Here is a 24,490-nt window from a genome sequence, read left to right as displayed (position 1 = left end):
AGGCGTCCTTCTGCAGGGCCCGGCAGAGGAGGTCTGCCGGACTTCTGACAGGAAGACGCACGCGCAGATGCGGATTCGACAGGCCCCCGCAAGAACAATCGCGCGAGGGCCCGCGCTCTAGCTGCCGATCAGGTAATCCCGCGTGATCGGCAGGGCGTGGCGGCTGCGGATATACTGGATCTGGTAATTGCCCATGCCCCCGTTCTCGAACACGGTCGCCGCGCCCGCGAGGTAGAAGGTCCACATCCGGAAGAACTTCTCGTCGTACATGGCGACGATCGCGTCCTTGTGTTCCATACAGTTGGCATACCAGGCGCGGATCGTCTTGGCGTAGTGCAGCCGCAGCGTCTCGATGTCCGACGCGATCAGGCGATACTTCTCGGACGCCGCGACAGTTTCCGACAGGGCGGGGATGTAGCCGCCGGGGAAGATGTACTTGCGGGTGAAGGCGTCGGTGGTGCCGGGCGTACCGAAGCGGCCGATGGTGTGCAGCAGCATCACCCCGTCATCGGCGAGGATGTTGGCGCAGGCCTCGAAGAACGTCTCGAACTGCGCGCGCCCCACGTGTTCGAACATCCCGACCGACACGATCCGGTCGAACCGGCGTCCGCTCGCGGCGGTGTCGCGGTAGTCCTCGAGGAGGATCGTCACCTTGTCGGCGACGCCGGCCTCGCGCACGCGCTCGCGGGCGAGTGCGGCCTGTTCCTCGGAGAGGGTGATGCCGGTCACGCGAACGTCGTGGTGCTTTGCGAGGTGGATCGCCATGCCGCCCCAGCCGCAGCCGATGTCGAGCACCGTGTTGCCGGGCTTCAGCGCCAGCTTGGCCGCGATATGCGCAAGCTTCGCGCCCTGCGCCTCGGCAAGCGTGGTCACGCCTTCGGGCCAGTAGGCGCAGGAATATTGCCAGTGTTCGGAATCGAGCATCAGCGCGTAGAGATCGTTGCCGATGTCATAGTGGTGCGCGACGTTCTTCTTCGCGCCGACCCGGTTGTTGATCTGTTCGGCAAAGAAGGTCGCGCGGTTAACGACGCGGTTGAAGGCGCTCGGCGGGCCGATGTCGCCGCCCTTGTCCCACGGGTTGTTGGCGCGCAGCAGGCTGACGAGGTCCATGACGTCGCCTTCCTCGATTACGAGCCGCCCGTCGATGAAGGCCTCGGCCGCGCCCAGGCGCGGGTCCATGATGATGTCGCGCGGCACGCGGTCGTCGGTGAAGCGCAGGACGACTTCGGGAAAGCCCGCGGCCGGCGCGCCATAGGTGCTGGCGCTGCCGTCGGCGAAGACGACGCCGAGGCGGCCCTGGGTGACGCCGCGGGTCAGGAAACGGTCGAGGAGAGGCTTGCTCATGAAACTCCTTTCGAGGGGTTGCGATCAGCGATAGACTGGCGCGCGGGATTGGCAATATCGCAGCTGCGGGAGCGGCGCGGGGCGGGAGTGCGGCTGATGGCAGAGGCCAAGACGACGATCACCGGGATTGCGGCCGAAACGTTCCTCGACGGTGTCGAGCCGGCCGGACGCCGTGACGAGGCGCGGGTGCTCGATACGCTGTTCCGCAAGGTGACCGGGCGCGAACCGAAGATGTGGGGGCCGAGCATCATCGGCTACGGCGAATACGACACCGTCTACGACAGCGGGCGCAAGGTGAACTCGCTCAAGATCGGCTTCAGCCCGCGCAAGCCCAAGCACGTGCTCTATCTCTCCTCCGGCTATAGTGACGAGGCGGAAGCCGCGCAGCGCGACGATGCGCTGGCGCGGCTCGGAAAGCACGAAAGCGGCAAGGCCTGCCTCTACGTCAAGACGCTGGCGGACGTCGATCTCACGGTGCTCGAGGAGCTGATTGCCAACGGCTGGGGGACCATGCAGCGGGTGTTTCCGGAAGGCTAGACCCCGGCGTACCACTGGTAGCCGGCGACATCCTCCCAGAAGCCGCCGCCGCCCTGGCCGATCTTGTCGAAGCTCTCCACCGCCTCGATCGCCTTCACGTATTTCGCCTGCTTGTAGCCCAGCTGCCGCTCGATCCGCATCCTCAGCGGCGCGCCGTTCTTCTCCGGGAGAGGCTCGCCGTTCAGCGAATGGGCGATGATCGTCTGGGGGTGGTAGGCATCGACCATGTCGATGCTCTCGTAATAGTCGCGCCCGTAAAGCGTGTCGGCGCAGCGGAAGACGATGAACTTCGCCTCCTTCTTCACCTTCGCCGCATCGAGAAGGTGGGCGAGCTGGGGCCCCTGCCATTCGCCGATCGCGCTCCAGCCCTCGACGCAGTCGTGGCGGGTGATCTGGGTGCGCTGGGGCAGGGCCTTCACCTCCGCCAGCGACAGCGCGAGCGGCTGCTCGACGAGGCCCGTCACCGCGAGCCGCCAGTCGGGAAAGCCACTGGCGAGCTGCTGCTGGTAGAAGGGATCGGCGACCGTCACCGAGCCATTGCCCCGGAAGGTGGGCGAGCGCTGGTCGGGGCGGAACTCCTTGGCCATCCCCTGCTTGCTCGCGAGCGCGCGGTGAAGCGCGCGGTGCCCGTCCTCGGCGGCCTTGAACAGGCCCTTGGTGGCCGGGCTTTCGTTTATCTTGGAGCACGCGGTCGCGCCCAGGGCGGCGATCCCGGCGATCAGCGAGCGGCGCGGCAGGTCAACCATGGGCGGGCGCTCCCTCTTCGGCGGCAAGGACGGGGTCGGGCAGGGGTGGGGCAGGCGGCGGCGCTTCGGCAGGTGCCTCCTCACGCCGGCCGCCGGTGAACATCTCGAGGATCAGCCGCCAATCGGCGAGCGCCAGCACGATATGGATCACGAAGAAGGCGAAGATGCCCCAGGCGGCGATAAAGTGCAGCGAGCGTGCGGTCTGGCGGCCGGCGAACAGGTCGATGAGCCACGGGGCATAGCCGCCCGCGCCGGGGCTGATCGCAAGCCCGCTGAGCAGCATCAGCGGCAGGAGCACGCCGAAGACGCCGCCATAGAGGATCTTCTGCACCGGATTGTAGCCGTGCCCGTGTCCACCTGCGCCCGTGCCGGAATGCGCCCTGATCGAGGCGATCACCGCGCCGGGTGTCCAGTCGCGAGGCGTCGTGGTGAGATCGCGGCGGAAGTGGCCATTCGCCAGCATCGCTATCCAGATGAAGAGCACGCCCACGCCGAAGGGCCAGGCCATGGTGATGTGCCAGTCGCGGGCGAGCGCGAGGTTGTAGTGCCCCGGGATCGTCGCCCAGCCGGGGAAGCGGATCACGTGGAGCCAGGCGTCGGCAGGGTCGAACCCGTATTCGCCCCAATAGAGATTGCGGTGGGCATTGGAGATGTTCAGACCCGACATGAACAGCACGATGATCGCGACGGCGTTGATCCAGTGCCAGATCCGCGTCGAGAGAGCGTGCTTCTTGGCCATGCGTGTTCCCCTATGCCTCTTCGCGCGCGAGCCAGATCACGTCGCGCGGCTGGTCGAGCAGGTGCTGCCCGCTGTCGATGAAGAGGCTCTGCCCGCTCGTCAGCGCACCGCCGGCGAGGAACAGTGCCGCATCGGCGATCTCCCCGGGGCCCGTCTTGCGCTGGAGCAGGTTCAGCCGGTGCGAAATCTCCGTTTCCTCCTCGCGCTGGTCGTGGCTCGCCAGCACCGCGCCGGGAGCCAGGCCGTAAATCCGGACTCCCGGATCGCCGGCGTGGCCCTTGGCCAGCATCCCGATAGTGGACGCCAGCGCGTGTTTGGCCATGGTGTAGCTGAAGAAATCGGGGTTCGTATTTTCAATTTTCATGTCCGTGACGTGGATCACGGTGCGCAGCGGCTGGCCTGCAGCATGGGCGAGAAAGGCCTGGGCGAGCCGGGCCGGGGCGAGGGCGTTGACCTGCATCGCCTCCCGGTTCGTTGCCGGGTTCAATGCGGTTACACCGTCATAGTCGAAGACCGAGGCCGAGTTAACGAGGCACCGCCAGCCGGGGAGCCGCGCCGCGAGGCTGGTCACCGCACCGACCGCCGCCTCGTCGTCGAGAAGGTCGAAGCGGATCGTCTCGGCCGAAGGCAGCGCTGCGGCGAGCGCCTCGGCGTCCTTGGCGGAGGCGCGGTGGTGGATGACGACGTGCCAGCCCGCCGCGGAGAAGCGGCGGGTGATGGCGGCGCCGATGCGCGTCGCCCCGCCGGTCACGAGGACGGCGGGGCGAGCGGCTGTGCGGGTGCTGTCGGGATCGGGCATGACAGCGGGGCTATCAGCGCCGGGGCTCCGCTTCAATCGGGGAGGGGCTTGCGGACCGCTCCCGGCGCTTCAGCGGATCAGCGGCAGCGGATGTCGCCGCGGTCGATCTCGCGGCCCAGCAGGCCGCCGCCGACAGCACCGAGCACCGTGCCCAGCGTGCGGTCGCCGCGGGTGTCGATCGCGCGGCCGGCGAGGGCACCCACGCCCGCGCCGATCAACAGACCGGTGGTGCCGTTGTCCCGGCGGCAGCGCCAGCGCCCGTCGTCGCCGCGCCACACCCGGTCGTCCCGGCCAAGCCGGCGCGGCTCGTAGTAACGGCCACGGCTGTCGTAGATGCGCTGCTGGTCCTTGGCGCGCTTGCCCCAGGCGTTGGCGTGACGCGGCGGATCGGCCATCGCCGGGGTTGCGACCGGCAGGGTCATGGCGCCGGCGGCGATGATCAAAGCGAGTTTCTTCATGGCAGTTTCTCCTTGCGGTTCTGGCTGCTTCTGAACGCGTGAGTGCCCAAGCGCATTCACGCAGGAAAGATAACACGCGGCAGGACGGGCTTCCGATACGCCGGAAGCCCGCCTCGCACCGGCTTCATCTCAGCGGCAGCGTGCGCCGCCGCGGTCGATCTCGCGACCCAGGAGGCCGCCGCCCACCGCACCCAGGATGGTGCCGAGCGAGCGGTCGCCGCGGGTGTCGATGGTGCGGCCGAGCAGGGCCCCGCCGACAGCGCCGACCAGGAGGCCGGTGGTGCCGTCGGCACGGCGGCAGCGCCAGCGGCCGTCGTTGCCCTGCCAGTAGTCGGCGCGGCGGTCGTCGAAGCGACGGTCGTTCCAGCGACCGCGATCATCCCAGCGGCGGTCGTCGCGGAAGCGGCGATCGTCCCAGCGGCGGTCGTAGTTTGCAACCTCGGCGAAGGGCGAGGCGACCGCGACGTGGCTGGCGGTCACCGGCGCCGGGGCGACGGGAGCGTCGAAGGCCTGCGCGGGGATCGCGGTGGCGGCGACCGATCCGGCGGCGATGAGGAGAGCGATGTTCTTCATGGTCGTTATCCCTGATTAGGGCTCCCCGATGGAGCACGACCCTTTTCGTTCAGTTTGCAAGAACCTCAGCTGAACAATCTTGTCAGCCAGCAGCAGGATTTGTTCAGATTACAGCTTTGCACGATGAACCGTGCCTCATCCGAGCTTGGCGGCCGCCTTGGCGCGCAGATAGGGGGTGAGTGCGGGCAGTTGGGCGAGTTCGGCAAGGTCCTCGCGCGTGGCCTTGCCGCCTGTCAGGGCGCGGAACACCCGCGCGATGCTCCAGTCGGCGGCGCCCAAAGCAACCCGCTCGAGCGAATCGCCCGCCGCGACATCGCCTGTCTCGATCACCCGGAAATACCAGCCGCAGCGCCCGGTCTTGATGACCTGCGCAACCATCCCCTTGTGGCCGAAACGGTGCTCGATCTTCCAGCACGGGCTGCGTGGGCGGCTGACCTCGATCAGCGCCGAACCGCAGCGGAAGCGGTCGCCGATGTGGACCATCTCCTCGGTGAGGCCGGTGACGGCGAGGTTCGAGCCGAACCCGCCCGGCTCTGCGAGCGCCGGGTGGTCGCCGATCACCCCGCGCCAGAAGGCGTGGTGATCGAGCGGATAGAGGTGCAGCGCCTGTTCGGGCCCGCCGTGGACGGTGCGGTCGGCCTGCTCGTCGGGCGCAAGGCCCTCGGCGTGGATCTGGACCGGACCCTCCTGCGGGCGCTTGGCGAAGGCGCTGAGTTCGGCGCCGTGGAACGGGCGGGCGGTGCCGGTGCAGACGGCCTCGATGGTCCAGCGGGTCATGCTTTCCTCGCGATCAGATCGATCCAGTCGCGCTGCTTCCCGTCGCTGGCTCTGCCGGCGTAGATTGTGTGCGACTCGATGGTGAAACCGGCCCCGGCGTAGGCCCCAAGCAGCCATTCGGGCGAGGGGAAATTGTGGAGCCGGCCCAGAAGATCGCGGCCTTCGCCGTCGCCGAGCTTGTAACTCGAAAAGAACCATCCCTCCTGCCTCAGCGCGCGGTGGATGCGGGCGAGCACATCGGGGAGCGCGGCGCGCGGGCAGTGGAGCAAGCTGGCGTGCGCCCACACCCCGGCATAGGCGGCCTCGGCGTCCAGTTCATGGAAGGCCATCACCCGCGCAGCCAGAGCGAAAGCCTCGTTGGCGCGCTTGACGAGAGCCGGCGCCGCATCGGTCGCGTCGATTGCGAAGCCGCGCCTGCGGATGTGGTCGGCATCGCGCCCGCCGCCGCAGCCGAGCTCCAGCACGGCGCTGCCTTCGGGCAGGCGGTCGAGGAAGGCGTCAAGCTGGTGGCTGTGCGCCTCGCCCGAGTGGAACACCCAGTGCGGCGCGCGCGCCTGGTAGAAGGCGATGGTGTCGGGGTCGGCGCTCAAGCCTGCTCGGCAGCTGCCGCAGCCGCTTCACGATCCCGCTGAGCGCGCGACTTCTTTTCGGCCGCCGTCTTCAACTGCCCGCAAGCCGCATCGATATCGCGCCCGCGCGGAGTGCGCACGGGGGCCGAAAAGCCGCCTTCGAAAACGATTTCGGAGAAGCGACGGATGCGCTCAGGCGCCGAGGTCTCGTAACCCGCGCCCGGCCAGGGGTTGAAGGGGATCAGGTTGACCTTGGCGGGGAGGTTGAACTGCTTGAGAAGGCGGACAAGCTCGCGCGCGTCATCGTCGCTGTCGTTCTTGTCCTTGATCATGACGTATTCGAAGGTGATCCGCCGCGCGTTCGACGCGCCGGGGTAGTCGGCGCAGGCCTGCAGCAGCTGCTCGATGCCGTATTTCTTGTTGAGCGGCACCAGCTCGTCGCGCACCTCCTTGCGCACGCCGTGCAGGGACACCGCAAGGTTCACCCCGATCTCCTCGCCGCAGCGTTCCATCATCGGGATGACGCCGCTGGTCGAAAGCGTGATGCGGCGCTTGGAAAGGGCAAGGCCATCGCCGTCCATCACCAGCTTCAGCGCATCGCGCACATGGTCGAAATTATAGAGCGGCTCGCCCATGCCCATCATCACGATGTTGGTGAGCAGGCGTCCGTCGGCGGTGTAGTGGCCGGCCTCGTCATCCTCGTCGATCGCGTCGGCGTCCGAGACCATCGTCCCGCGCGGCCATTCGCCCAGCGCATCGCGGGCGAGCATCACCTGCCCGACGATCTCGCCGGGGGTGAGGTTGCGCACGAGCTTCATCGTGCCGGTGTGGCAGAAGGAGCAGGTGAGCGTGCAGCCGACCTGGCTGGAGACGCACAGCGTGCCGCGGGTTTCATCAGGGATGAAGACCATCTCGAAATCGTGGCCATCGGCGGTGCGCAGCAGCCATTTGCGGGTGCCGTCGACCGAGTGCTGCGCCTCGACCACGTCGGGGCGGCCGATCACGAAGCGCTCCGTCAGCCACGGGCGCATCGGCTTGGCGATGTCGGTCATCGCCTCGAAATCGGTGACGCCGCGGTGGTAGAGCCAGTGGAACACCTGCTTGGCGCGCAGCTTGGCCTGTTTGGCATCAAGCCCTGCTTCCTCGAAGATCTCGCGGATGCGCGGGCGAGGAAGGCCGATCAGGTCGACGCGCCCGTCGGCGCGCGGCGTGATGTCACGCGCGGCGGGCACCGGGTCGACGAGGCCCGGGATGGACATGAGTGCGGTATCGGCCATGGGTGCGCGGGCATATAGTGCCGGTTGAAGGTTTTGACCAGACAAGGCTTCAATCGCCTCCCCGGGCTTGACCCGGGATTCCGCTGATTTCGCGAAGTTGCACCGGAAGAAGCGGGGCCCCGGGTCAAGCCCGGGGAGGCGAGGAGACCAACCTATCGGCTCGCACACCCCACGGTCGCGGCATCGATGGCGGTGGCGGCACCGCTGAGGAAGTAACGATCCGTGAAGCCCGCGCCCGATACGCTCATGCGGGTAGCGGAGCGGATCGCGGCGATGATAGCGGCCTCGCTCTGCGGGTCGGCCGCCCAGGCATTCCGGCCCTTGGTGACGAGGGTGAAGCGCTTTTCGCCCACGGTGAGGCGGACGGTGGCCTTGGCAGGCACCTCGCGGCTGAGGACGATGTGCACCGCCCCGCGCACGCCCTTGCCGGGCCAGGTCGATATCGTCGCATAGGCGGGGGCGGGCAGCTTTCCTCCCGCCTTGGCGATGGCATAGCAGCGCGCCGGAGAGGCATCCCGGAACGCCGCCCAGCTGTCATAGACACCCAGGCTCTCGCGCGCGGCCAACGGCGAAGCGACGGCAAGCAGGGCAAGGGCGGCGAGCCTAGTCATAATCGATCGCCATGACTTCCCACTCGCGCGTGCCCGAGGGCAGGCTGACGACGCGCACGTCCCCGATCCCGGCCCCTCGCAGCGCCCGCGCGAGCGGGGCGTTCCAGCCGATCCGGCCTTGGGCGGCGTCCTGCTCGTCGTCGCCGACCAGCTGCACGGTCTGGCGGTTGTCGTCCTCGTCCGCGATCTCGACCCGCGCGCCGAAGAACACGCGGCTCCGGTCCACGGCGGCACCCGGATCGACCACCCGCAGCACCTTCATGCGCCGCGCGAGATGGGCGAGCTCGCGGTCGATCTCGCGCATCTTCTTGCGGCCGTAGAGGTAGTCGCCGTTCTCGCTGCGGTCGCCGTTCCCCGCCGCCCAGCTGACGATCTCGACGATCGCCGGGCGCTCGGTGGAGAGCAGGTGATCGTAGCGCGCCTTCAGCGCCGCCATGCCGGCGGGCGTGATCGGAGGTCCGGGCGGTTTCATCGCGCGCGGCTTAGCGCAGCCGTGTCAGCGAAGGAAGGTGTCCACGGTGCGCGGAATGCCCGCTTGCTGCGGATACATATGCGAATAGGTCACCGCGTTGCCGATGACGCGCATGATGTAATAGCGCGTCTCGAAATTGGCGGGGATCTTCTCCACCCAGGTGACCCAGTCGATCGCCCCGGTGCGCGGATCGCCGTTCATGCGCAGCCACTCGTTCACCCGCCCCGGCCCGGCGTTGTAGGCGCCGACCGCGAGCGGATAGGAGCCGCCGTAGTAGCTCATCATCCGCGCGAAATAGCCATCGCCCAGCTGGATGTTGTATTGCGGCGAGTTGGTGAGATCGGCGGACAGATACTGGATCCCGAGCTTGCCCGCCTGCTCGCGGGCGGTGCCCGGCATCAGCTGCATGAGCCCGCGCGCGCCGGCATGACTTTCGCGGTTGCGGTCGAACTCGCTTTCCTGGCGGGCGATGGCGTGGACCATCACCCAGTCGTTGACGAAGCCGGGGGTCTGCACCGTCGGGAAGCCGATCCGTTCGAGCCCTGCAAGCCCGTTCTCGCCGGCCTTCAGGCCGAGTACCACGGCCAGCTCGTCGAGCCCGGTCTCGCGCGCCAGCTGGCCGGCCATCAGCATCTTGGCCGGCGTGTCGGCCTCGTCGCCGAGCGCCTCGAAGAAGCGCCGTTCGGTGCGCCAGTCGCGCCGCGCCCGGGCGATCGAGCGGATCGCCTTGACCACCGGGCGCGCCTCGAACTCGGCGCGCGCGCCTGCGTCCATCGCCGGCTGGGGCAGGCTTGCGAAGGAAGGCATGGGCCGGCCGAGCGCGGAGATCGCGAGCTGGCCGTAATAGTAATCGGGGAAGCGCGCGGCGGTCTCGAAATAGCGCGCCGCGCCCGCCCGGTCGCCGGCCTGCCGCGCCGCGCGGCCCGCCCAGTAGTAGCCCTTGGTCTTGGTCAGCGGGGTGCGCGCCCCGTCGCCGTAGCGCTGGAAGAGAGGCGCGGCGGCCATCCCGTCGCCCAGCTCCCACAGCGCCTTGGTGCCGCCCAGCCACATGAGATCGGTGTAGCGATCGCGCAGGGTGAAGCTGGTCAGCGAGATATCGGTGCCCGGCGCGAAGAGATCGTCGACGCGCCCCGCGATCCGCGCCGCATCGCGCCCGCCGGCCGCCTTGGCGAGCGCGAGCAGCTCGCCGACGAAGGCCTCGGGATCGAGCGCGGGGCGGACGAAGGCCGGGCGGCTGGTGAACACCCGCGCCGCCTCCCACGCCTGTCCGCTCGAGCGCAGGAACTTCACGAGATTGAACATATAGCCCGGATCGGTCTCGGCTCCGGCAGGGACGATGATGCCGCTGCTTTCGGGCCGCGCGCCGTTCAAGAGCGCAAGGCGGGCGAGCGCGAGCGGGCGCTGCGGCTCGGCGACATACATCAGCTGACGCGCGGCGGCATCGGCCTTGCCCTGCCACAGCAGCGCATCCATGCGCACGGCGTGGTCATCGGGGCTGAACTGCCCGCTGTAGAGCCCGGCGAGCGCAAGCTCGACCGCGTCGTTCATGGTTCCCCCGCGCCACGCCCGGCGCGCTTCGGTAAGCGCCTCGGGCCGCTGCGCGCCCGACAGGGCGAGGGCATAGCGCGCCCGCGCCGCATTGGTGAGCGGCGGGTTCGCGTCGAAATAGCGCAGCACGTCGTATTGCGAGGGCGCCGAGGTCTCGAGCGCGGCCTCGGCGCGCTGCTTGAGGATCTCGATGCGCGGGAAGCTGGGATAGGCGAGCACGAAGCCCGCGTAGTCGGCGAAGGACGCGGTGCGGCTCGCCTGGAGCATCTCCCAGCGCGCCACCGCCTGGTCGATCGAGGCCGGCTGCCGGGCGACGAGGTCGTTCCCGGGGAAATCCTGCGCCTGCGCCGGACCGGCCAGGGCAAGGCCCGCCCCGAGTCCCAGAATGACAGCACGAATCCGGTGAGACATCAGTATGTTGCGGACCATGCTGGACATAGTGCCAATCGGCTCCTTATTGGGCGGTGAACGAGGGAGGGGCACGGCGTTCCCGCCGCTCGTGCGGGCACCCTAGCGATTCAGGCAGGACAAAGGCAATGTTCAGCGGTTCCATTCCGGCTCTTGCGACTCCTTTTCGCGGCGGGGCGTTCGACGAGGCGGCGTTCCGCCGGCTGGTCGACTGGCAGATCGCGAACGGCTCCGCCGCGCTGGTCCCCTGCGGCACGACAGGCGAGGCCTCGACGCTTTCCAACGCCGAGCACCACCGGGTGATCGAGGTGTGCATCGAGCAAGCCGCGGGCCGCGTGCCGGTGATCGCCGGTTGCGGGTCGAACGACACGAGGAACGCCGCGCTGCACATGACCTTCGCCAAGAAGGCGGGGGCGGCGGCGGGGCTGTGCGTCGCGCCCTATTACAACCGGCCGAGCCAGCGCGGGCTGATCGCCCATTTCAGCTATTTGGCCGAAAACTGCGAGCTGCCGATCGTGCTCTACAACGTGCCCGCGCGCACGGTGACCGACATCCTCGACGACACGGTGGTCGAGCTGGTGCGGAAGTATCCGGACAAGATCATCGCCATCAAGGACGCGAGCGGCGACCTCAGCCGCGTGGCGGACCACCGCATGGGCATCGGGCGCGAGTTCTGCCAGCTGTCGGGCAACGATGAGCTGTGGCTGCCCCACGCGGCCGCGGGCGGGCGCGGGTGCATCTCGGTGACGGCCAATGTCGCGCCCAAGCTGTGCGCCGAATTCCACGCGGCGATCGCGGCGAACGAGCTGAAGAAGGCGCGCGAGCTGAACGACCGCCTGTTTCCGCTGCACTATGCGATGTTCTCCGACGCAAGCCCTGCGCCGGTGAAGTATGCCTTGAGCCGCGTCCACGACTGGATCGAGCCCGAGGTGCGGCTCCCGCTGGTGGAGTGTTCGGACGAAGCCAAGCGCGCGGTGGACGAGGCGCTGGTAAGCGCGGGCGTGCTGGAGGGGTAGTTTAGCGATTTTCCCACCCCCAACCCCTCCCGCAAGCGGGAGGGGAGCGAGACTTGCCAGCTTGCTGGCTAGTCGCAGCGGGGTGGGCCTGCGCAGACGCCTAAACCACCTCGTCCTCGTCGAGCATCCCCTGCGCCAGCCCCTGCGGCTCGCTGGCGAGGATCGCCTCGGTGATAGAATCGATCCGCGCGCCGACGCGGTCGGGGTGGTCGATCGCCGCGATGTGGAACAGCGCGTCGCCCTGGTGGACCACCGGCAAGGTCGCGTGGCCGATGATGATGCCCTCGAGGGGACTGACGATCTCCTCGGGACATTCGCCGAACAGGCCCGCGACGGTGCCCAGCACCTCCCCTTTCCGCACCGGATCGCCGCTTGTCCGCACCATCTGTGCCACCCCGCCGCGGGGCGCGCGCACCCACACCGAGCGGTTGGCGCGCGCCGGGATGCCGACCGTGGTGAGGCCGTCGTCCGCCTCGATCATCCCGAGATGGGCGAGCACCCGCGTTACGCCCTCGACCCCGGTCTCGATCGAAAGGCGGTCGAAGCGCAGCGCCTCGCCCGCTTCCATCAGCAGCATATCGACCCCCTGCCGCTCGGCGAAGTCGCGCAGGGACCCATCGCGCAGGGGGCTCTCGATGATCACCGGCGCGCCGAAGGCCATGGCCAGTTCGACCAGGTGGCGGTGCCCGGCGGCAATGCGGATCTGCGGCAGGTTGTAGCGTCCCGTGGCGGCCGAATGGATGTCGATGCCGAGCGAACAGCGCCGCACCACCTCGCAGGTGAAGATATGCGCAAGCTGCCCGGCGAGCGAGCCGCCCGCGCTCCCCGGGAAGCTGCGGTTCAAGTCGCGCCGGTCGGGCAGGTAGCGCGAACGGCCGATGAATCCGAAGATGTTGGCGACCGGCACCAGCAGCACCGTCCCGGCAAGCGCCTCGGGCCGCAGCGTCTGGGCGAGGCGCTGGACCACGGCGGTGCCGATGATCTCGTCGCCGTGGATCGCGGCGCTGACGAAGACGCGAGGGCCCGGCTTCGCCCCGTGCAGCACCCTGACCGCGAGCGCCGAGGAGGCGCCGTTCGCCATGGTGGTGATCGGGAAGGCGACATCGGCCTGGGTTCCAGGAGCGATGTGTTGCCCGGCAATCGCGAAGCTTTCGGTCGTGTCCATGGCGCGCTCCCGTTTGCCTGCGCGCCGCAGCCTAGCCACAACCCGGCCCCTTGCAAGCATCGGGCCCGCGTTTCCCCCCTCGCTTTTTTCGCGCGCCCGGCCTAAGGCCCGCGCCCTCATGGCCCGCCCCAAACCCCTCACCTTCGACAAAATGAAGACCGTCGCCGAGAACCGCCGGGCGCGCTTCGACTACCATGTCGAGGACGTCTACGAGGCCGGGCTGATGCTCCAGGGCACCGAGGTCAAGGCGCTGCGCGCGGGCGAGGCTTCGATCGCGGAAAGCTATGCCGAGGTGAAGGACGGGCAGGTGTGGCTGATTAACGCCAACATTCCCGAATACAGCCACGGCAACCGCCTCAACCATGAGCCGCGCCGCCCGAGGAAGCTGCTGCTCCACGAGCGCGAGATCGACAAGCTGTTCGGCGCGGTCGAGCGCAAGGGCATGACGCTGGTGCCGCTGTCGGTCTACTTCAACCGCATGGGCCGGGCGAAGGTCGAACTCGCGCTCGCCAAGGGCAAGCAGACCCACGACAAGCGGGCGAGCATCAAGGAACGCGACTGGAAGCGGGACAAGGCCCGCCTGATGCGCGAGCGCGGCTGAGATGGCCGCGCGGGACAATTCTCGCGAGGGGGCGATTCACCACCTAGTCAGTTGTCGCGTGCTACCCATATGGGCAGCCACCATGCCGAGCCTGTCCGCCCCCTGCGATGTCCGCCGCGCACCGCGCCTGTCGGAGGCACGCCGATGAGCGCGCCGCAGACCCCGCGCGCGCGCGGCCTCAAGGGCTGGGCGGCCGAGCAGATCCGCAAGAACACCCCCACGCGCGAGGAAATGGCGGCGAACAAGTATCTCGCCCCTATCGCGCACCGCTTCCTCAGCCCTGAGCTGTGGCGCTTCACCCGCCGTTCGGTGCCGCGCGGGGTGGCGCTGGGGCTGTTCGCCGGGTTCATCATCCCGATCGGGCAGATCTTCCTCGCCGCCTTCCTCGCCCTGCCGGCGCGCGCCAACGTGCCGCTCGCCGCGCTCGTGACCTTCGTCACCAATCCCTTCACGCTGCCCTTCTGGCTGGTGGTCGCGAACAAGGTCGGCAGCGTCACCTTGCGGCTCGATGCGGCCGGGCCCGCGTTTGCCGGGGGCAAGGCGCAGTCGGGCGCGTGGCACGCCTTCATCGAATTCTCGCAGATGGCGGGCGCCACCGCCTTCGGCTTCGTGGTGCTCGCGATCGTCGCCCCGGCGCTCGGCTATGTGGTGTCCGGATGGGTGTGGCGCGCCGTGGTGTCCCGCAAGCGCGCCAGACGGTTGAAGGCGATGGAAGCGCGGCTCGACCAGCGGCTCGGCGCGCAGTAGGGACTGGCGCTTCACCCCGCGCCCATTCGCCCACAGGAGCCCTGCCGCCTTGTCCCGCCGTCCCGGTTCCCGATCCTCTCCCGACCACCTTCCCCTCGATCCGGCTGCGGCGGCAGGCGATGCGCCGCCCGCGCAGCTCGTCGGCGGGCTCGCCGCCGCGCTGGTGGCGAGCGCCGGGGTGCTGTGGTTCGCCACCGGGAGCGGCATCGTCGCGCTCGCCTTCATCCTTGCCGCGAGCGTGCTGCTGGGCGGGGTGGTGATGCTCGACCGGATGCGCGCCGCGCCGTCCGCCGAAAGCGCCGCCGGTGCCGACTGGAGCGTCACCGTCGCCGCCATCGAGAGGCCGGGCGAGGCGATCGCGATCACCGACCGGGCCAACCGCATGGTCTGCGCCAACCGTTTCTTCCTCGACAGCTTCGGCGCCAATGCCGCCCCGCCGCAGCTCCCGCTCGGGCGCGCGGCGCTCGAGGCGGTGACCCTGCTGGCGCGCAACGCCTGGCGCGACGGGACCGCCGCGCTCGAGGATCTCGAGGCGGCCGACGAGACCCGCTGGCAGATCGCCGCGACCCGCGCCGGGCGGGGCGAGGATCACCTCATCTGGCGGCTGAAGCCGATTGCCCGCACCGCCGCCACCAGCCTCCAGGCGCTCGACCTTGCCGGGCCCTTCGGCAAGATGCTGAGCCGTGCGGGGATCGAGACCGCGATCACCACCGCCGACGGGGTGATCCGCATGGTCAGCCCCGGCTTCGCCGAACGCGCCGCCGGCGACGAGCGGGCGAGCCTCGTGGGGCAGGATTTCGTGAGCTTCCTGCGCTCGGACGAGCGCGACCGCATCTTCTTCGCCCGTGAGGGCCGGGGCGGGACGCCGCAGACCCTCGTCGATGTGCCGCTGGTCGACCCGGCCGAGCGCGTCACGCCCGCCGGACCTGACGAGGCGACCTCGCTGATGCTGCTGATCGATTCGGGCGTGGGCATCGGTTCGGGCTTCGACGGGGCGGCGCAGGCGGGGGTGGCGCAATTGGACGCGCTGCTCGCGCAGCTCCCGCTCGGCCTCGCCATGACCGACCGCGACGGGCGCTTCCTGTTCGGCAACGAGGCGTTCCTGCGCTCGGTCGGCCGCGAGGGGCGGGGGCTGCCCCCGTTCCCCACCGATCTCGTGGTGCGCGAGGACAAGGCGGCGCTGTCCGACGCGGTGCGCCGTCACGGACGCGGGCCTTCGACCAGCGGCGATGTCGCGGTGCGGCTGATTTCCAGCCCTGAAGAGCCGGTGTCGCTCGGCCTTGCGGGCGTGCGGGGCTTGGGCGAGGCGGCGGTGCTCCTCTCCCTTGCCGACACCAGCCAGGAGAACCAGCTGCGCCGCCAGGTCGCGCAGGCGACCAAGATGCAGGCGGTCGGCCAGCTCGCGGGCGGCGTCGCGCATGATTTCAACAACGTGCTCACCGCGATCATCGGCACCTGCGATCTCATGCTGCTGCGCCATATCCCGGGCGACAGCGACTATGACGACATCCAGCAGATCCGCGCCAATTCCAACCGCGCCGCCTCGCTGACCCGCCAGCTGCTCGCCTTCTCGCGCCAGCAGACGCTGCGGCCCGAGATCATCCAGCTGCCCGACGTGGTCAGCGAGGTGAGCCCGCTCATCAAGCGGCTGCTCGGCGAGAAGATCACCTACTACGTCCAGCACGACCGCAATCTGGGACCGGTGCGGGCCGACCCGCAGCAGCTCGAGCAGGTGATTATGAACCTTGCCGTCAATGCCCGCGACGCGATCCAGTCGCGGGGCAACGGGCAGGGGCGGATCAGCCTGTTCACGCGCTCGCTTCAGGCCAAGCAGGTCATCCAGCTGGGCTCCGAGGTGCTGCCGGCGGCGGACTACACCGTGCTGATCGTCCAGGACACCGGCGGCGGCATCCCGCCGCACGTCCTGCCCAAGCTGTTCGAGCCGTTCTTCACCACCAAGGAGCAGGGCAAGGGCACCGGCCTGGGCCTTTCGACCGCCTACGGGATCGTCAAGCAATCGGGCGGGTTCATCTTCGCCGACAACATCACCGACAAGACCGGGCACCCGGTGGGCGCACGGTTCACGGTCTACTTCCCGGTCTACCGCGGCGAGGTGCCCAAGAAGCGCCCGGTGCAGGAGCTGGTGTCCTCCGACTGGTCGGCGGGCGGCAAGGTGCTGCTGGTCGAGGACGAGGACATGGTCCGCGCCGTCGCCGAACGCGCGCTGACCCGCGCGGGCTACGAGGTCACGGCCTGCGCCAACGGCGAGGAGGGGCTCGCCGCGATCACCGAGGGCGGCGCCTTCGACCTCGTGGTGAGCGACGTGGTGATGCCCGGGATGGACGGCCCGGCGATGGTCCGCGCGATCCGCGCCCGGCGGCCGGGGATGCCGGTGCTGTTCATGTCGGGCTATGCCGAGGAGCAGCTGCGCCGCGACATCGACATCCCCGATATGCACTTCATCGCCAAGCCCTTCAGCGTCGCGGCGATCGGCGACAAGGTCGGCGCGGTGCTGCGTCAGGCCAAGGCGGCGGCGGGGGCGTGAGCCTGCCGCCGGGAATGCGGCAGGCCGTTCGCGTTCACCTTGGATAAAGCCGCAGGATCGTTCATCCTCTCCCTGTGACCGGAAGGGGAGGGATGGGAATGACCGAGTGCAAGGGCAGCCTGTGGGGTGCCGCATCGCTGGCGGCGGTGCTGGCGGCAAGCGGCGTCGCCGCGCAAGGCGTGCCCGATCCCGACGCCTCGGCGCAGGGGCAGGTCGCGCTCACCATCTACAACAACAACCTCGCGCTGGTGCAGGACCTGCGCCAGATCGACATCGCGCAAGGCCGCAGCCGGGTGGAGTTCCCCGATGTCTCGGCCGCGATCCGTCCCGAGACGCTGAGCTTTTCCGCCGCGAACACGACCATCGTCGAGCAGAACTTCGACTATGACCTCCTCACCCCCGGCAAGCTGATGGAGAAGGCGGTCGGCCAGACCGTCACCCTGCTGCGCACCAATCCCGCAACCGGCGCCGAAACCCGCGAGCGCGCCAAGGTGCTGTCCGTCGCGGGCGGCGTCGTCATCCAGATCGGCGACCGCATCGAGGTGCTGCGCGACGACGGCCTGCCGGTGCGCGTGATCTTCGACCGCGTGCCCCCCGGCCTGCGCGCGCGGCCCACCCTCTCAGTCAACCTCGATTCGTCGCGCGGCGGGACGCGGCCCGTCAGCTTGCGCTATCTCACCGGCGGGCTCGGCTGGAGCGCGGATTATGTCGCGCTGTTCAACGAGGCGGCGGGCACCATCGACATGCAGGGCTGGGTGACGCTCACCAACACCTCGGGAACCACCTTCCGCGAGGCCGACACCGTGCTGGTCGCGGGCAACCCCTATGACAGCGGCGGGCGCGGCGGCTATCGGCAGCGCGGCACGACCCGCGCCGGCACCGAGACGCCGGATCGCGAGCGCTTGGGCGACTTCTACCTCTATCCCATCAAGGGCCGCACCACCGTCGCCAACGCGCAGACCAAGCAGGTCAGTTTCCTCGACGTCCAGGCCGTGCCCGCGCGCCGCATCTACGCCGTCACCATCGGCTGGCAGCAGAACGACGACGCACCGCGCAACGCCGAAAGCCGCATCGCCTTTTCGACCGCGCGGGCGCAAGGCCTCGGCGACGCGCTCCCCGCGGGCGCGGTGCGCTTCTACCAGCGCGACCGCGAGGGCACTGCGCAGTTCATCGGCGAGAAGGCGATCGCCCACACCCCGATGGGCAGCGACCTCGCGCTCGCCACCGGGGATGCCTTCGACGTCACCGTTCAGGCCGAGATCGAGAAGCGCGAGACGATCACCGCCGCCGAATGGGAAAGGTCCGCGCGCTTTCGCATCACGCAGGGCGGGCGCACCTCCACCGTCGAGGCCGAGCGGCCCAGGACCTTCTACCGCACCACGATGCGCTACACCCTCACCAACGCGCGCGGCAGCCCCACCGAGGTCGAGCTCGACCAGACCGGCCTCGCGCCCGGCTGGTGGAGCGACGACACGCGGGTGACGAGCGAGGACGTGAAGGGCGAGCAGGTCAACGCCGACCGCCGCAAATACCGTATCACCATCCCCGCGAACGGCGAGCGGGTGGTGCGCGTTACCTACGAAACCCGCTACTGAGGCGGAGCCGTGGGACGCTGGGTCTGCAATCGCCTTTCCCTTCCGGAAGGCGCCGGGGGCGGGGCGAGGCCGCAGGCCTCGCGCGTGGCCGCTGGCATGGAGCCCCCACCCCCAACCCCTCCCCGAGGGGAGGGGAGAAGATGGGCGGGCCTCGTCGCCGCGCTGTGCCTCGCGTCCGCCGCACCTCTCGCCGCGCGCGAGGTGGTCGACGCCGCGGCGCCTTCCGATATCGCCGTCACCGTCTACCGCGATCCCGACCGCCCCGCGGATGCCGCGCTCGACCGCCGCAATCCGCAAGGCCTCGCGATGATCTCCGAGACGCGCCGCGTCACGCTGCCGAGGGGCCAGTCCACGATCCGCTTCGAAGGCGTCGCGGAAGGCATGATCGGCGTCTCGGCGATCGTCACCGGCCTGCCCGGCGGCACCATCGAGAAGAACCGCAACGCCCAGCTCCTCAGCCCGGCCGCGCTGGTCGACGGGACGCTCGGCAACCGCGTCACCATCACCCGCACCGATCCCGCCACGGGCGCGGCCCGTTCGCAGCAGGCGATCGTGCGCACCCGTGCCGACGGCGGGCTGGTGCTCCAGACAGACGAGGGCTTCGAGGCGGTGCGCTGTTCGGGCCTGCCCGAGAGCCTATCTTTCTCGCGTGTCCCGCCGGGTCTCTCGGCGCAGCCGGTCTTCTCGGTCGACACCCTCTCGCCCGAAGGCGGCACCTACGAGGTAACGCTCACCTATCTCGCCTGGGGCTTCGACTGGCAGGCGAACTACGTCGCGACGCTCGCGGAGAAGGGCGCGGGCGGCGAGGTCGGGATGGCGCTGCTGAGCTGGCTCACGCTGGTCAACGACAATGCGCAAGGCTTCGGGCAGGCGCGGCTCCAGATCGTCGCCGGCCGGCTTAACGTGGAGAGCGACTATCGCAGCCTCGCCGATCCGCCGCGCGCCGCGCCGCTGCGGCTCGAATGCTGGCCGATCGGCAGCACCGCGGCCGGGGTCCCCTTCGCTCCGCCGCCGCCGCCCCCTCCGCCGCCACCGCCGATGAGGGCCGCGCCCGCGCCCGCCATGATGGCGCGCGAGGCGGACATGATCGTCGTCACCGGCGCGCGGGTGATGACCGCGAGCGAGGAGGACCTTGGCGATCTCAAGCTGTTTCGCGTACCCGGACGCATCGACGTTTCCGCCAAGGCGATGAAGCAGGTCGCCTTCCTCGACAAGGAAGCCGTCAGGGGCCGCTACCTCTATCAGGCGTCCTGCGATCCCTCTGCCGATTTCGGGAACGGGGGCGAGGAGCCTGCCCCGGCAAGCCTGTTGCTGATTACCCGCAACGAGGAGGCAAGGGGCCTCGGCATCGCCCTGCCGCAGGGGGCGCTGACGCTCTACGAACCAGGCCCGCGCGGCGACCAGCTCGCCGGCAAGGCCGCTGTGCGCGACTATGCGCGCGGGCAGGAGATGGAACTGGCGCTGGGCGAGAGTCGGCAGGTCTTTGCCCGCTGCGCGGCGCTTGCCGCGGCAGGGCGGGGCGTGCGCGACTGGACGCGGATGCGCGCCGAGCTGACCAACGCCAATCCGCATCCGGTGACCGTGCGGCTCCAGCTCGCCCCGCCCGGCACGGCGCTGCGCGCGCCGGGGAAGGTGGTGGTGAAGAACGGGATGCAGACGGTGGAAGTGACCCTGCCGGCCAATACGGCGCGCAGCTTTGACTGGCAGCTGCGCGGGGCGGCAGGCGGGTAGGAAAGCCCCGCGCAAGACGCCGCGCGATTTATTTTCGTTCCCTACTTGTTCCAGTAGAACAAATGGTATACATCGGCTCCCACAGGGCGGCGGAAAAGTCCTTTTCCTCCCCTAGGCAAGCGAAGGAGCGCGTGCGATGGCTACCCAACTGAAACTGGTCGAAGAGGACAGGAAAGCCGTGGATCGTCAAAAGGCTCTGGAAGCCGCGCTGTCGCAGATCGATCGTGCCTTCGGCAAGGGTTCGGCGATGAAGCTGGGCTCGAAGGAGACCATGCAGGTCGAGGCGATCTCGACCGGTTCGCTGGGTCTCGACATTGCCCTGGGCATCGGCGGCCTGCCGCGCGGCCGGGTGATCGAGGTCTATGGCCCGGAAAGCTCGGGCAAGACCACGCTCGCGCTGCACGTCATCGCCGAAGCGCAGAAGGCGGGCGGCACCGCGGCCTTCGTCGACGCGGAGCACGCGCTCGATCCGGTCTATGCCAAGAAGCTCGGCGTCGATATCGACGAGCTGATCGTCTCGCAGCCCGACACGGGCGAGCAGGCGCTGGAGATCACCGACACGCTGGTGCGCTCCAACGCGATCGACGTGCTGGTGGTGGATTCGGTCGCGGCGCTGGTGCCGCGCGCGGAGATCGAGGGCGAGATGGGCGACAGCCACGTCGGCCTCCAGGCGCGCCTGATGAGCCAGAGCCTGCGCAAGCTGACCGGCTCGATCAGCCGCTCGCGCTGCATGGTGATCTTCATCAACCAGCTGCGCATGAAGATCGGGGTGATGTACGGGAACCCCGAAACCACCACCGGCGGCAATGCGCTGAAGTTCTACGCTTCCGTGCGTCTCGACATCCGCCGCACCGGCCAGATCAAGGAGCGCGACGAGATCACCGGCAACACCACGCGGGTGAAGGTCGTCAAGAACAAGGTCGCGCCGCCCTTCAAGCAGGTCGAGTTCGACATCATGTACGGCGAGGGCATCTCGAAGATCGGCGAGATCCTCGATCTCGGGGTCAAGGCGGGCCTCGTCGAAAAGTCGGGGAGCTGGTTCTCCTACGATTCGATCCGCATCGGGCAGGGGCGCGAGAACGCCAAGACCTACCTGCGCGAAAACCCGGAAGTTTGCGACCGGCTGGAAGCTGCGATCCGCAGCCGCACCGACCAGGTCGCCGGGGAGATGATGACCGGGCCGGACGCGGACTCGGACATGTGATTCCCAAGCGGGCGTGAGCCCGGGCCCGGCGGAGTGTCCCGCTCCCGTGCGGCCCGGCTGTCCCCACTACACGCCCGGACAAGCGGAACGCCGGCGTGGGCCTCCCCCAAGGGCCCGCGCCGGCCTTTCGCTTTGTGGGGGGCGGCGATCGGAGACCTCGTTCACGCCCTCTCCAGCGGCGGCCTGCCTGTGCCCTCGTCCCCGCCAGAGCCCTGCTCGACCCCCGCCAGAGCCCCGCTCCGCCCCCGTCAAAGCCGCCTCTTTTCGCGGTCCATTGCGCAAATCGCTCGTGTTCCCTAACTGCACGGCCATGACGTCGACCAACGAGATCCGCCGTTCCTTCCTCGACTTTTTCGGGAGGAACGGCCACGCCCCCACGCCGAGCGCGCCGCTCGTTCCCTACAACGATCCGACGCTGATGTTCGTCAACGCCGGGATGGTGCCGTTCAAGAACGTCTTCACCGGCCTCGAGACCCCGGCCAGCCCCCGCGCGGCCTCCGCCCAGAAATGCGTCCGCGCCGGCGGCAAGCACAATGACCTCGACAATGTCGGCTACACCGCGCGGCACCATACCTTCTTCGAAATGCTGGGGAATTTCTCCTTCGGCGACTATTTCAAGGAACAGGCGATCACTCACGCCTGGACCCTGCTGACGAAGGAGTGGGGCCTGCCCAAGGACCGGCTCACCGTCACCGTCTACCACACCGACGACGAGGCCGCGGGCCTGTGGCGCAGGATCGCGGACCTCCCCGAGGACCGCATCATCCGCATCCCCACCAGCGACAACTTCTGGTCGATGGGCGACACCGGCCCCTGCGGGCCCTGCTCGGAAATCTTCTACGATCACGGCGAGCACATCCCCGGCGGCCCTCCCGGCAGCCCCGAGGAGGACGGCGACCGCTTCGTGGAGGTCTGGAACCTCGTGTTCATGCAATACGAGCAACAGGCCGATGGCACGCGCCGCGACCTGCCCAAGCCCTCGATCGACACCGGCATGGGGATCGAGCGCGTCGCCGCCGTCCTGCAGGGCGTCCACGACAACTACGACACCGACACCTTCAAGGCGCTGATCGCCGCCTCGGAATCGCTTACCGGCGTCGCGGCGAAGGGCGACAATGCGGCCTCGCACCGGGTCATCGCCGATCACCTGCGCTCCACCAGTTTCCTCATGGCCGACGGTGTGCTCCCCTCGAACGAAGGGCGCGGCTATGTCCTCAGGCGCATCATGCGCCGCGCGATGCGCCACGCCCACCTCCTCGGCGCGAGCGAGCCGCTGATGCATCGCCTCGTGCCTGCGCTCGTCGGCGAAATGGGCCAGGCCTATCCCGAACTCACCCGCGGCCAGGCGCTGATCCAGGAAGTGCTCGAGCGCGAGGAGACCCAGTTCCGCCGCACCCTCGACAAGGGCCTGAAGCTCCTCGACGAGGCGACCGGCACGCTCGCCGAAGGAGCCGAGCTCGACGGCGAGGTCGCCTTCCGCCTCTACGACACCTACGGCTTCCCCTACGATCTCACCGAGGACGCCCTGCGCGCACGCGGCATCGGCGTCGACAAGGCGGGCTTCGACGCCGCGATGGCCCGCCAGAAGGCCGCCGCGCGCGCCGCGTGGAAGGGCTCGGGCGAGGCGGCCTCGGGCGAGGTGTGGTTCGACATCGCCGAGCGCGAGGGTGCCACCGAGTTCACCGGCTATGCCGCCACCAGCGGCGAGGGCCGCGTGGTCGCGATCGTCAAAGGCGGCAAGGAAGTCGACCGCGCCTCCGCAGGCGAGGAGGTGGTGATCCTCACCAACCAGACCCCCTTCTACGGCGAGAGCGGCGGCCAGACCGGCGACGCCGGCACCATCGCCAGCCTTTCCGGGCTGAAGGCGACCGTCACCGACACATCGAAGCCGCTCGGCCGGCTCCACGCGCACCAGGTGCGCATCGACGCGGGCGCGGTCGCGGTCGGCGACACGGTCGAACTCAAGGTCGACGCCGAGCGCCGCGACCGTATCCGCGCCAACCATTCGGCGACGCACCTCGTCCACGCCGCGCTGCGCAACCGGCTTGGGCAGCACGTCACCCAGAAGGGCTCGCTGGTCGCCGAGGACCGGCTGCGCTTCGACTTCTCGCATCCGGGCGCGCTCACCGCGCAGGACATCGCCGCCATCGAGGAAGAGGTGAACGCCGAGATCCGCGCCAACGAGACGGTCGGCACCCGCCTGATGACCCCCGACGATGCGGTCGCCGCAGGCGCGCTGGCGCTGTTCGGGGAGAAATACGGCGACGAGGTCCGCGTGCTATCAATGGGCCGCGCCGGCAAGGAAGGGCGCAACTATTCGGTCGAGCTGTGCGGCGGCACCCATGTGCGCGCGACGGGCGATATCGGGGTGTTCCGGATCGTCTCGGAAAGCGCGGTCTCCTCGGGCGTGCGTCGCATCGAGGCGCTGACCGGCGAGAGCGCGCGGCAATGGCTGGTCGGCCGCGAGGAAGCGCTGAAGGCCGCCGCCGGCGTGATCCGCGCGACCCCGGAAGAAGTGCCCGCGCGCCTCGCCGCGCTGCTCGAGGAGAGGAAGCGGCTCGAGAAGGAGCTGGCCGAGGCCAGGAAGGCGCTGGCGCTGGGCGGAGGCGGCGCGGGCGCAGGTGCCGCGAGCGCGGACGAGACCGTCGCAGGCGTGACCTTCTCGGGCCAGGTGCTCGACGGCCTCGATCCCAAGGAACTGCGCCCGCTGCTCGATGCGGCCAAGCAGCGCATGGGTTCGGGCGTTGCGGTGCTGGTCGCGGTGAACGAGGGCAGGGCGAGCATCGCCGCCGCCGTCACCGACGATCTGACGGCGCGGTTCAGCGCCGTCGACCTCGTTCGCGCCGGCGTGGAGGCGCTCGGCGGCAAGGGTGGCGGCGGACGGCCCGACATGGCGCAGGGCGGCGGCCCGGACGGCAGCAAGGCGGCCGAGGCGATTGCCGCGGTGAAGGCCGTGCTGGCCGCCTGAGCCTCCGCGATTGTCGTGCAATGACAGAAAATTAACGGGACACGCCTGATATCCCCGATC

Annotated in this window: 22 protein-coding genes; 9 read left to right on the top strand and 13 right to left on the bottom strand. The window is 69.3% G+C overall.

From position 1 onward, the window contains the following. Positions 1-117 precede the first annotated feature (117 nt). On the bottom strand, positions 118-1,344 hold the full coding sequence (locus OPU67_RS05665; protein WP_267618238.1) for an SAM-dependent methyltransferase: 1,227 nt from the start codon (positions 1,342-1,344) through the stop codon (positions 118-120). A 96-nt stretch (positions 1,345-1,440) separates the two neighbouring features. Between OPU67_RS05665 and OPU67_RS05660 the strand changes: the two genes are divergently transcribed. After that, positions 1,441-1,881, top strand: coding sequence for a DUF1801 domain-containing protein (locus OPU67_RS05660; protein ID WP_267618237.1), 441 nt, complete (start codon positions 1,441-1,443; stop codon positions 1,879-1,881). Here OPU67_RS05660 and OPU67_RS05655 read toward each other — a convergent pair. The 11 genes from OPU67_RS05655 to OPU67_RS05605 form a co-directional block, all read right to left on the bottom strand. Then, the gene (locus OPU67_RS05655; RefSeq protein WP_267618236.1) at positions 1,878-2,627 is read right to left on the bottom strand and encodes a molybdopterin-dependent oxidoreductase; all 750 of its coding nucleotides are present in this window, start codon (positions 2,625-2,627) and stop codon (positions 1,878-1,880) included. The two genes, OPU67_RS05660 and OPU67_RS05655, sit on opposite strands and share 4 nt — an antisense overlap. After that, positions 2,620-3,366 (bottom strand): cytochrome b/b6 domain-containing protein, encoded by a 747-nt coding sequence (locus OPU67_RS05650; protein WP_267618235.1) that lies wholly within the window; start codon positions 3,364-3,366, stop codon positions 2,620-2,622. The genes OPU67_RS05655 and OPU67_RS05650 overlap by 8 nt, the downstream gene beginning before the upstream one ends. Positions 3,367-3,376: 10 nt before the next feature. Next, a complete protein-coding gene (locus OPU67_RS05645; RefSeq protein ID WP_267618234.1) occupies positions 3,377-4,165 on the bottom strand; it encodes an SDR family oxidoreductase in 789 nt (262 codons plus the stop codon). 77 nt (positions 4,166-4,242) lie between these two features. Beyond that, positions 4,243-4,623 carry a glycine zipper 2TM domain-containing protein gene (locus OPU67_RS05640; RefSeq protein WP_267618233.1) on the bottom strand — a complete coding sequence of 127 codons (381 nt, stop codon included), beginning with the start codon at positions 4,621-4,623 and terminating at the stop codon, positions 4,243-4,245. Between the two features lie 129 nt (positions 4,624-4,752). Then, positions 4,753-5,196, bottom strand: coding sequence for a glycine zipper 2TM domain-containing protein (locus OPU67_RS05635; RefSeq protein WP_267618232.1), 444 nt, complete (start codon positions 5,194-5,196; stop codon positions 4,753-4,755). A 135-nt stretch (positions 5,197-5,331) separates the two neighbouring features. Beyond that, positions 5,332-5,973 carry an MOSC domain-containing protein gene (locus OPU67_RS05630; RefSeq protein ID WP_267618231.1) on the bottom strand — a complete coding sequence of 214 codons (642 nt, stop codon included), beginning with the start codon at positions 5,971-5,973 and terminating at the stop codon, positions 5,332-5,334. Beyond that, positions 5,970-6,563 carry a class I SAM-dependent DNA methyltransferase gene (locus tag OPU67_RS05625; protein WP_267618230.1) on the bottom strand — a complete coding sequence of 198 codons (594 nt, stop codon included), beginning with the start codon at positions 6,561-6,563 and terminating at the stop codon, positions 5,970-5,972. Before OPU67_RS05625 ends, OPU67_RS05630 begins: the two co-directional genes overlap by 4 nt. Then, a complete protein-coding gene (gene rlmN / locus OPU67_RS05620) occupies positions 6,560-7,819 on the bottom strand; it encodes a 23S rRNA (adenine(2503)-C(2))-methyltransferase RlmN (protein WP_267618229.1) in 1,260 nt (419 codons plus the stop codon). Before rlmN ends, OPU67_RS05625 begins: the two co-directional genes overlap by 4 nt. Positions 7,820-7,971: 152 nt before the next feature. After that, positions 7,972-8,430 carry a hypothetical protein gene (locus OPU67_RS05615; protein ID WP_267618228.1) on the bottom strand — a complete coding sequence of 153 codons (459 nt, stop codon included), beginning with the start codon at positions 8,428-8,430 and terminating at the stop codon, positions 7,972-7,974. Further along, positions 8,423-8,902, bottom strand: coding sequence for a transcription elongation factor GreB (gene greB, locus OPU67_RS05610; protein WP_267618227.1), 480 nt, complete (start codon positions 8,900-8,902; stop codon positions 8,423-8,425). The genes OPU67_RS05615 and greB overlap by 8 nt, the downstream gene beginning before the upstream one ends. Positions 8,903-8,926: 24 nt before the next feature. Then, on the bottom strand, positions 8,927-10,861 hold the full coding sequence (locus OPU67_RS05605; RefSeq protein WP_267618226.1) for a lytic transglycosylase domain-containing protein: 1,935 nt from the start codon (positions 10,859-10,861) through the stop codon (positions 8,927-8,929). A 125-nt stretch (positions 10,862-10,986) separates the two neighbouring features. Between OPU67_RS05605 and dapA the strand changes: the two genes are divergently transcribed. After that, on the top strand, positions 10,987-11,874 hold the full coding sequence (gene dapA, locus OPU67_RS05600; RefSeq protein WP_267618225.1) for a 4-hydroxy-tetrahydrodipicolinate synthase: 888 nt from the start codon (positions 10,987-10,989) through the stop codon (positions 11,872-11,874). A 100-nt stretch (positions 11,875-11,974) separates the two neighbouring features. Here the strand turns inward: dapA and OPU67_RS05595 are convergent, their stop codons facing one another. Continuing rightward, positions 11,975-13,039, bottom strand: coding sequence for a succinylglutamate desuccinylase/aspartoacylase family protein (locus OPU67_RS05595; RefSeq protein WP_267618224.1), 1,065 nt, complete (start codon positions 13,037-13,039; stop codon positions 11,975-11,977). A 118-nt stretch (positions 13,040-13,157) separates the two neighbouring features. On the opposite strand from OPU67_RS05595, the gene smpB reads away from it, so the two are divergent. The 7 genes from smpB to alaS all read left to right on the top strand — a co-directional run bounded on the left by smpB (position 13,158) and on the right by alaS (position 24,430). Then, positions 13,158-13,640 carry an SsrA-binding protein SmpB gene (gene smpB / locus OPU67_RS05590; protein WP_267618223.1) on the top strand — a complete coding sequence of 161 codons (483 nt, stop codon included), beginning with the start codon at positions 13,158-13,160 and terminating at the stop codon, positions 13,638-13,640. A gap of 144 nt (positions 13,641-13,784) precedes the next feature. Continuing rightward, positions 13,785-14,387, top strand: coding sequence for a DUF2062 domain-containing protein (locus tag OPU67_RS05585; protein ID WP_267618222.1), 603 nt, complete (start codon positions 13,785-13,787; stop codon positions 14,385-14,387). Positions 14,388-14,436: 49 nt separating this feature from the next. Then, a complete protein-coding gene (locus OPU67_RS05580; protein ID WP_420708961.1) occupies positions 14,437-16,932 on the top strand; it encodes a response regulator in 2,496 nt (831 codons plus the stop codon). A 98-nt stretch (positions 16,933-17,030) separates the two neighbouring features. Further along, entirely contained in the window at positions 17,031-18,527 is a 1,497-nt protein-coding gene (locus OPU67_RS05575) for a DUF4139 domain-containing protein (protein ID WP_267618221.1), read from the top strand. A 201-nt stretch (positions 18,528-18,728) separates the two neighbouring features. Further along, the gene (locus OPU67_RS05570; protein WP_267618220.1) at positions 18,729-20,258 is read left to right on the top strand and encodes a DUF4139 domain-containing protein; all 1,530 of its coding nucleotides are present in this window, start codon (positions 18,729-18,731) and stop codon (positions 20,256-20,258) included. 136 nt (positions 20,259-20,394) lie between these two features. Further along, positions 20,395-21,462 carry a recombinase RecA gene (gene recA, locus OPU67_RS05565; RefSeq protein WP_267618218.1) on the top strand — a complete coding sequence of 356 codons (1,068 nt, stop codon included), beginning with the start codon at positions 20,395-20,397 and terminating at the stop codon, positions 21,460-21,462. 310 nt (positions 21,463-21,772) lie between these two features. Further along, on the top strand, positions 21,773-24,430 hold the full coding sequence (alaS, locus tag OPU67_RS05560) for an alanine--tRNA ligase (protein WP_267618217.1): 2,658 nt from the start codon (positions 21,773-21,775) through the stop codon (positions 24,428-24,430). Positions 24,431-24,490: the final 60 nt, after the last annotated feature.

The sequence above is a fragment of the Erythrobacter sp. WG genome (genome assembly GCF_026586795.1).
Taxonomy (GTDB): Bacteria; Pseudomonadota; Alphaproteobacteria; order Sphingomonadales; family Sphingomonadaceae; genus Erythrobacter.
This window is presented reverse-complemented; position numbering and strand designations above follow the sequence as displayed.